The sequence below is a fragment of the Streptomyces sp. NPDC043896 genome (assembly GCF_056435605.1).
In genome coordinates, this window is record NZ_JBWKEE010000017.1 from 163,936 (window position 1) to 172,200 (window position 8,265).

The 8,265-nt window shown below is 72.9% G+C and carries 8 protein-coding genes; 6 read left to right on the forward strand and 2 right to left on the reverse strand.

Annotated features, from left to right (window positions below):
• Positions 1–24 precede the first annotated feature (24 nt).
• The 6 genes from ribH (at position 25) to AC069X_RS24470 (ending at position 4,954) form a co-directional block, all read left to right on the forward strand.
• Positions 25–510 carry a 6,7-dimethyl-8-ribityllumazine synthase gene (gene ribH / locus AC069X_RS24445; RefSeq protein WP_007262951.1) on the forward strand — a complete coding sequence of 162 codons (486 nt, stop codon included), beginning with the start codon at positions 25–27 and terminating at the stop codon, positions 508–510.
• A 58-nt stretch (positions 511–568) separates the two neighbouring features.
• On the forward strand, positions 569–850 hold the full coding sequence (locus AC069X_RS24450; protein ID WP_478731389.1) for a phosphoribosyl-ATP diphosphatase: 282 nt from the start codon (positions 569–571) through the stop codon (positions 848–850).
• A gap of 67 nt (positions 851–917) precedes the next feature.
• On the forward strand, positions 918–1,766 hold the full coding sequence (hisG, locus tag AC069X_RS24455; RefSeq protein ID WP_471332163.1) for an ATP phosphoribosyltransferase: 849 nt from the start codon (positions 918–920) through the stop codon (positions 1,764–1,766).
• A gap of 119 nt (positions 1,767–1,885) precedes the next feature.
• Entirely contained in the window at positions 1,886–2,350 is a 465-nt protein-coding gene (locus AC069X_RS24460; protein WP_478731391.1) for a PH domain-containing protein, read from the forward strand.
• Between the two features lie 199 nt (positions 2,351–2,549).
• Entirely contained in the window at positions 2,550–3,917 is a 1,368-nt protein-coding gene (locus AC069X_RS24465) for a hemolysin family protein (RefSeq protein ID WP_478731393.1), read from the forward strand.
• Entirely contained in the window at positions 3,914–4,954 is a 1,041-nt protein-coding gene (locus AC069X_RS24470; protein ID WP_478731395.1) for a hemolysin family protein, read from the forward strand. The genes AC069X_RS24465 and AC069X_RS24470 overlap by 4 nt, the downstream gene beginning before the upstream one ends.
• A 58-nt stretch (positions 4,955–5,012) precedes the next feature.
• Here AC069X_RS24470 and AC069X_RS24475 read toward each other — a convergent pair whose 3' ends face one another.
• Complete coding sequence (locus AC069X_RS24475) at positions 5,013–6,929, reverse strand: AAA family ATPase (RefSeq protein ID WP_478731397.1); 1,917 nt, start codon at positions 6,927–6,929, stop codon at positions 5,013–5,015.
• 366 nt (positions 6,930–7,295) lie between these two features.
• Positions 7,296–7,931, reverse strand: a complete 636-nt coding sequence (locus tag AC069X_RS24480; RefSeq protein ID WP_478731399.1) for a uridine kinase family protein — start codon at positions 7,929–7,931, stop codon at positions 7,296–7,298.
• Between the last annotated feature and the right edge of the window lie 334 nt (positions 7,932–8,265).

An 8,265-nucleotide genomic window follows, 5' to 3' on the forward strand; every position in this document is an offset into this window, starting at 1 on the left:
ACCGAAGCACCGAGGAGCAGAGCTGTGAGCGGCAAGGGCGCACCCGAACTGAGCGTGAAGAACTGCGGAGACCTCCGGGTGGCCGTGATCGCGGCCCAGTGGCACGAGAAGGTCATGGACGGTCTGGTCGACGGCGCCCTGCGGGCCCTGCACGAGCTCGGCATCGACGAGCCCACGCTGCTCCGCGTCCCCGGCAGCTTCGAGCTCCCGGTCGTCGCCAAGGTGCTCGCCGGGCGCGGCTACGATGCCATCGTCGCCCTCGGAGTGGTCATCCGCGGCGGCACCCCGCACTTCGACTACGTCTGCCAGGGCGTCACCCAGGGCCTGGTGCAGGTCTCGATCGACACCGGAGTCCCCGTCGGCTTCGGCGTCCTGACCTGCGACAACGACGAGCAGGCGCTGGACCGCGCCGGACTTGAGGGGTCGAACGAGGACAAGGGGCACGAAGCGGTCACCGCCGCCGTCTCCACCGCCATGACCCTGCGCACCGTCAGCGAACCCTGGCGGTAGTCCACGGAGTGAACCCCCGCACCGGGGGACCCGGGTGAACCCGTACTCTAAGGGCATCATGGCGAACGAACCCACCAAGAGCTTCGAAGAGCTCTTCAGCGAGCTCCAGCTCAAGGCCGCCAACGGCGACCCCAGCACCTCCCGCACCGCCGAGCTCGTCGGCAAGGGCGTCCATGCCATCGGCAAGAAGATCGTCGAGGAGGCCGCCGAGGTCTGGATGGCCGCCGAGTACGAAGGCAAGGACGCCGCCGCCGAGGAGATCTCCCAGCTGCTCTACCACGTCCAGGTGATGATGGTGGCGCGCGGGATCTCCCTCGACGACGTCTACGCGCACCTCTAGGCCGGAGACCTCCGCCGCGGGCCCCCGCCCACACACCCGTACGCATCTACGCACCAAAGGAAGCCCCATGCTGCGCATCGCCGTCCCCAACAAGGGTTCACTCTCCGGACCGGCGTCGGCGATGCTGCATGAGGCCGGATACCGCCAGCGCAAGGAGTCGAAGGAACTCGTCACGGTCGACCCCGACAACGAGGTCGAGTTCTTCTACCTCCGCCCGAAGGACATCGCGATCTACGTCGCCTCGGGCAAGCTGGACATCGGCATCACCGGCCGCGACCTGCTGCTGGACTCCGGCGCCAACGCCGAGGAGATCCTGCCGCTGAACTTCGGCCGGTCCACCTTCCGGTACGCCACCAAGCCCGGCACCGCCAAGGGCCCCGAGGACTTCGGCGGCATGACGATCGCCACCTCCTACGAGGGCATCGTCGCCAAGCACCTCGCCGACCAGGGCATCGACGCCTCCGTCGTCCACCTGGACGGCGCCGTCGAGACCGCCATCGAGCTCGGCGTCGCGCAGGTCATCGCCGACGTCGTCGAGACCGGCACCAGCCTGCGCAACGCCGGCCTGGAGGTCATCGGCGAGCCGATCCTCAAGTCCGAGGCGACCGTCATCCGCCGCACCGGCGCCGACAACGACGACCCGAAGGTCGCGCAGTTCCTGCGCCGCCTCCAGGGCGTCCTGGTGGCCCGCAGCTACGTGATGATGGACTACGACTGCCGCGCCGAGCACCTGGAGCGCGCCGTCGCCCTCACCCCGGGCCTGGAATCCCCGACGATCTCCCCGCTCCACAACGAGGGCTGGGTCGCGGTCCGCGCGATGGTCCCCGCCAAGGAGGCCCAGCGGATCATGGACGACCTGTACGAGCTCGGCGCGCGCGCGATCCTCACCACCTCGATCCACGCCTGCCGCCTCTAGTACGGACCCGGCCGGGACGGGGTCCGCACCCGGACCCGCCCCGGCCCTCCCGCCCCCCCGTACGGCGCACCACCCCCGCGCCGCCCCCCGCACGTCACCCCCAGAAGGCCCAGCGCACCATGAGCGAGTCCGCCGCCCACCCCGTACCGCCCGCCCTGCCGGTCACCTTCCGGCCCAACCGCACCCGGGCGGTGCTGCTGAGCGTCGGGATCCTCATGTTCGCCACGATCACGGCGATCGCGCTGCTCCTGGAGAACCTCAGCCCCGGCGAGCGGATCAGCTTCGTCTTCACCGCGGCCATGATGGGCTCCGTCCTCGTCCTGCTCAGCCGCCCCAAGGTGGTCGCGGACGAGACCGGGGTCACCGTGGTCAACCTCACCACCACCCGCCGCCTGGAGTGGGCGCAGATCCTGCGCGTCAACCTCCGCCCCGGCGACCCGTGGGTCTTCCTCGACCTCAGCGACGGCACCAGCCTGCCCGTCCTCGGCATCCAGCCCGGCGTGGCCAAGGCCCGCGCCATCGGCGACGCCCGCGCCCTGCGCGCCCTCGCCGAAAGCCGCGGAACCGGCGCAAACGACCACTGACCCCGCCGGGCCCCGTCGCTGCGTCCCATTGCGGCGGCGATCTCAATGACTACCCTGGTGGCGGGGCGCGCCCGTGCGCCCTCCCACCGCCCCGGGACCCCGTGGCCCGTGGGCACCTGCGACCAGAGGAGTGACTCCCTCCAGCAATGGACGGATCGTCCGGTAGTACCCGCGCCGCCCTCCCCACGGAGGCGGCGGCATGACCATCCCGCTACTGCTGCTCGTGGCGGCCTTCGCACTGATCCTCGCCAACGGTTTCTTCGTGGCGGCCGAGTTCGGCCTCGTCACCGTCGAGAAGCCCGAGGCCGAGCGCGCCGCCGCCGAGGGCGACCGCCGTGCCCGCACGGTGGTCGACGCCCTGCGCGAGCTGTCCTTCCAGCTCTCCGGCACCCAGCTCGGCATCACCATCACCTCCCTCGTGGTCGGCATGCTCGCCGAACCGGCCCTCGCCGCCCTGCTGTCGGGGCCGCTCGCCGCCACCGGACTGCCCGGCGGAGCCGTCTCCGGCATCGCCGTCTTCATAGGCATGCTGCTCGCCTCCGCCGTCCAGATGGTCGTCGGCGAGCTCGTCCCGAAGAACTGGGCGGTCTCCCGCCCGCTCCAGGTGGCCCGGTTCGTGGCCGGTCCGCAGCAGGCCTTCTCCCGCACCTTCCGGCCCGTCATCGCCGGCCTCAACGCCGTCGCCAACCGCCTCGTGCGGGCGCTCGGGGTCGAGCCGGCCGAGGAGATGGCCTCCGCCCGCACCCCCGGCGAACTGGTCTCCCTGGTCCGCCATTCGGCCCAGGCCGGCGCCCTCGAACAGGACACCGCGGACCTCTTCGTCCGGACCCTGTCGCTGGGCGAGCTCACCGCCCAGCACGTCATGACCCCCCGCGTGAAGGTCAGCGCCCTCCAGCACACGGCCACCGCGGCCGACGTGCTGAACCTGACCCGCGCCACCGGCCTGTCCCGCTTCCCGGTCTACCGCGAGCGCATCGACGAGATCACCGGCGTCGTCCACCTCAAGGACGCCCTCGCCGTGCCCGAGGCCGAACGCGCCCGCACCAGCGTCGGCCGCATCTGCGTCGCCCCGCTGCTCGTGCCCGGCTCCCTGCCGGTGCAGCCGCTCCTGGAGCGGCTGCGCAGCGAACAGCCGATGGCCGTCGTGGTCGACGAGTACGGCGGCACCGCCGGCGTGGTCACCCTGGAGGACATCGTGGAGGAGCTCGTGGGCGAGGTCCGCGACGAGCACGACCTCGCGGAGGACGACGGCCCCGAACTGGCCGCCGTACCCGCCGAGGACGGCCGGCCCTCCTGGGAGGCCGACGGCAGCTGCCGCGTGCACACCCTGCGCCGGATAGGCCTCGAAGTGCCCGAGGGGCCCTACGAGACCGTCGCGGGGCTCGTGGCCGACCTCCTCGGCCGGATCCCCGCCCCCGGGGACAGGGCCGAGCTGCCCGGCTGGAAGCTGTCCGTCCGCCAGGTCCGGCGCAACCGCGCCGAACGGGTCCGGCTCGTCCGCCTCACGGCCGTGCCCGCCCCCGCAGGCGCCCATCCGGCCGCCCAGCTGGAAGGCGCCGCCCGGTGAACGCGCTCCAGCTCGTCTTCGCCCTGTTCCTCGTCCTGGCCAACGGCTTCTTCGTCGGCGCCGAGTTCGCCCTCGTCTCCGTCCGCCGCAGCCAGATCGAGCCGCTGGCCAAGGAGTCCAAGCGGGCCCGCCAGGTCCTCCACGGCCTGGAGAACCTGCCGCGCATGATGGCCGCCGCCCAGTTCGGCATCACCCTGTGCTCGATCACCCTCGGCGCGGTCGCCGAACCCACGGTGGCCCGGCTGCTGGAGCCCGTCTTCCACGCCGCGCACGTGCCCGAGGGACTGATCCACCCCCTCGGCTACGTGGTCGCCCTGTCCGCGGTGGTCTTCCTCCACCTCGTCATCGGCGAGATGCTCCCGAAGAACCTCGCGATGGCCGCCCCGGAGCGGACCGCCCTGTGGTTCAGCCCCGGACTGGTCGCCTTCGCCCGCCTCTGCGGCCCCGTCACGACGGCGCTCGGAGCGTGCGCGGCGCTCGTCCTGCGGCTGTTCAAGGTCGAACCGAAGGACGAGGTCGAGGCCGTCTACACCAGCGCCCAGCTGGGCCGGCTCGTCGAGGACTCCCGGCAGGCCGGACTCCTCGAACCGGTCGAGCAGGAACGCCTGGAGGACGCCCTCGAACTGGCCAGCCGGACGGTGACCGACGTCCTGCTCCGGCGCGACCGCCTCGTCACCGTGGGCCCGGCCGTCACCCCCCGCCAGATCGAGCAGCTGACGGTCCGCACGGGCTACTCCCGCTTCCCCGTCCGCTCCGACAGCGGCGCCTTCATGGGCTACCTCCACGTCAAGGACGTCCTCGACCTGGAGGACCGCGAGCGGGCCGTGCCGCAGCGGGTGTGGCGCCGGATGACCACGCTGTGCTCCACGCTGCCGCTCGACGACGTCCTCAGCGTGATGCGCCGCGACGCCACCCACCTCGCCCAGGTGGCCGACCCCTCCGGCAGGATCCTGGGCCTGGTGGCCCTGGAGGACGTCCTGGAGATGCTGGTCGGCGAGGTCCGCGACCCGGCCCACCGCCTCCACGCCCGCGTCTGAGCGGCCTTCCCCCGCGCGCCGCCCTGGCGGCGCGCGGGGGAAGGGAGCGCGGGGCGCGTCAGGAGGGGCTCGGGCCGCGGCCCGAGAGGACCTCGCCGTAGGCCTGCATCAGGTCCGGGAGGCGGAGCGTCGCCAGGTCCTCCCTCGACGGCTCACCCGCGAACCCGGCCAGCCTCAGGTCCCGGTACGCGCAGCTCTTCTCGTACAGGGTCCGCAGGAACCGGCCGTTGCCCAGCTCGTCGATCCAGCCCTGTTCCACCACGTGCCCGCTGATGCTGCGCAGTTCCTCCCGGGCCTCCTCGTCCCAGCAGTCCCCGTTCGCCTCCGCCAGCACCCCGCCGATCGAGGTCAGCTCCGCCGGCCGGTAGCTCGGGAAGTCGACCCGGGTCGTGAACCGCGAGGACAGCCCAGGATTCGCGGCCAGCAGCCGGTCCATCCCCGCCGGGTAGCCCGCCAGGATCACGACCAGGTGGTCCCGGTTGTCCTCGGCCCGCTTCAGCAGCACCTGGAGGGCCTCGTCCCCGTACGCGTCGCCCTTGCTGTAGCCCGAGTTGGACAGGCTGTACGCCTCGTCCACGAACAGCACCCCGCCGATCGCGGAGTCGATCAGCTCGTTCGCCTTGACGGCGGTCTGCCCGAGGAACTCCCCGACCAGGTCAGCCCGTTGCGCCTCCACCAGGTGGTCGCCGCCCAGCAGCCCCAGCGCGTAGAAGACCCGGCCCAGGATCCGGGCCACCGTCGTCTTGCCCGTCCCCGAAGGCCCCGAGAAGACGAAGTGCCGCTTCGGCGGCTGCACCGGAAGCCCCTGGGCGGCCCGCAGCCGGGCCATGTGCAGCTGCGCCGACAGGGCCTTCACCTGTCGCTTCACCGGCTCCAGGCCCACCATCCGCTCCAGCTCCGCCAGCGCCTCGGCGAGCAGCGCCGGATCGGAGGGCCCGGCCGGCAGCCCGGGCGGCGCGCCCTGCGGGGGCACCGGCAGCCGGTGCCGTACGCCCTCCAGCCGGCCCGTCCCGGGCGGCTCCCCGGGCGTCGGCGGATCGGCGTCCACCTGCCCGTCCGGCGCGATGTCCTGGACCGGCCCGGAGCCGCCGCCCCCGCCCCCGCCGCCCAGCGCGACGGCCGCGTAGTGCCCGGCGAGGCCCTCGCTGAGCTGGCCGCCGTAGCCCCCGTACCCGAAGGCGTCGGCCAGACCCGCCATGTCGTCCGGGTCGGTGCTGTCCTCGATGGCCGTCAGCCGCGCCGCGGTGTCCATGAACGCCGGGTCCACCCGGTGCACGGCCCGGTACAGCGGCAGCGCCGCCGCGCTGCGGCCGGTCCCCTCCCGGGCCCGCGCCAGCCAGTACCGCAGCTCCTTGCGCTGGGGCTGCTCGCTGCGGCACCGCATCAGCGCCGCCGACAGCATCGGCTCCGCCTGCCCGTACATCTCGAGCCGGACCCGGGCCATCCCGCCGAACAGCCCCGCCTCGATCCCCAGCAGCGGATCGAGCACCAGCGGCTCGGTGTGCCGTACGAGCTGCTCCCAGTCCTTCACCAGGTACGCCCGGCAGGCGTGCAGGAACCGCACCTGGGGATCGGTGTCCACCGGCGGCAGTGCGGCGAGCGCCTGGTCCAGCTCGGGCACGTGACGGCCGTCCAGCCAGTGCGAGGCGTGGGCCAGCAGCAGGTCCCGCCGGCTCTCCAGCACCGGCTGCACCCACCAGCCCAGCCAGTACCAGGAGTTGAGCGTCCGCCGGTGCCGGGCGCGCTGCTCGCCGAAGCGGTCCCGGTGGGCGTACATCCGCAATAAGGCGTTGGTGGTGTCCACCCGCAGCGCGTGCAGTCCCAGCCAGGCGTCGGCCATGGCGGGATCCAGCCCGACGGCCGTGCGGAACTCCTCCTCCGCCTGCGGATAGGCGCCCATCGTGCAGGCGTCGACCCCGCGCAGCCAGGCGAGTTCGGCCGGAGCGTGTGCGCTGCCCGGCATGCCGAAGTCCATCACATCCCCCACAAGCATGCCCCGTGGTGCGCGGCAAACTCCGCGTCGCGCACGCGAGTTGTCGACCCCGCCGATGAAATCAGGGCTGCATCGTACCTGCGGTGACGCACCTTACCCAGGGTGCGGCGGGCACGCGTCGTGGGCGTGCCACGGAGGAGCGGGGTGACTCAGGGTGAGGAACGGTGGGCGGAGTGGCGCGTGAAGCGCTGCTCCGGGGCAGAACGAAGCCCCCGATCACGGGGGAACAATCGGGGGCTTCGTGTCCGCGGCGGCCTTCGCAGACCGCGCATTCAGAACGTACGGCGGTTCCCGGGCCCGGGTCAAGCCGGTCGGGGAAGCCCCGGACGGCCGTCGCCGCGGCTCCGCTCAGGCCTGGGGGAGTCCGTGACGCCGCGTGACGGAAGAGGGCCTTCCCGGGGCCGCAGGAGCCCCGGAAGTCCACTCGTATCCCGTACCGCTCTGGTGTACCAAGGTGTCCGCGAAGGGGCGCGAAGGGTCGTCCGAGAAGTGCGCGAGCTCCGCGCGCTCCCATCCGTCCCAGAAGTCGGAAAGTTCGTGCCCGTCCCGGTTTCGCCCCCGTCCCCAGGACTTCTCGCGGGGGGTCTCCATCCACAGCAGCCGCGCCAGGTGCGGGCGCAGCGCCCGCCGTCCGGCCCCCACGCCCTCGACGAGCAGCACCGGCGCCGGCTCCAGCACCCGTTCCGGGCCGAACCGGCGCTCCACCCAGTCGTACGGTGCCCAGTGCGCGGCCCGGCCGGCGGCGAGCGGCTCCAGCACCTGCGCCCGCAGCCGCCCCGTCCAGTCGAACAGCTCCTCATGGGCGGCCACGTCGTCCAGGTGCAGCACCGGCGCTCCCCCCAGGGCGTCGGCGAGCCGCTCCGCGAAGGTGCTCTTGCCCGACCCGGCGTGCCCGTCGATGCCGACGACCCGGACCGGGCCGAGCGAGGGCGGCAGGGCGGCGAGCTCCCGCGCGAGCGACTCAAGGGACTGCTGTGGCTCCACCCGGCCAGGGTACGGGCCCGCGACACGGCCCCGGGCTTCGCCGCCGCACGGCCGGGAACTGGAAGGGTGGAGCAGCCGAACCGCCGGACCGACCCCTTGGGGGAGCACGCCGATGACCGCACCCACGCCACGCAGGGCCCTGCTGGCCGTCGCCCTCGCCGCCGCCGCGGCCACCGTCCCGGGCGGCCGGGCCTCGGCGGCCCCGGGGGGGGGGGGAGGGGAGAAACACCCCCCCCCCCCCCCCAAACAGAAAAAAAAAACAACACCACACAAAAACCAAACAAAGCAAACCAAGCCAACAACCCTGGCCCTTAATCGAGGGGCCCAAACCTGT

Coding starts and splice junctions, on each gene's coding strand:
- AC069X_RS24460 (WP_478731391.1), top strand. CDS start 1,886: ATGAGCGAGTCCGCCGCCCACCCCGTACCGCCCGCCCTGCCGGTCACC.
- AC069X_RS24465 (WP_478731393.1), top strand. CDS start 2,550: ATGACCATCCCGCTACTGCTGCTCGTGGCGGCCTTCGCACTGATCCTC.
- AC069X_RS24450 (WP_478731389.1), top strand. CDS start 569: ATGGCGAACGAACCCACCAAGAGCTTCGAAGAGCTCTTCAGCGAGCTC.
- hisG (WP_471332163.1), top strand. CDS start 918: ATGCTGCGCATCGCCGTCCCCAACAAGGGTTCACTCTCCGGACCGGCG.
- AC069X_RS24475 (WP_478731397.1), bottom strand. CDS start 6,929: ATGGACTTCGGCATGCCGGGCAGCGCACACGCTCCGGCCGAACTCGCC.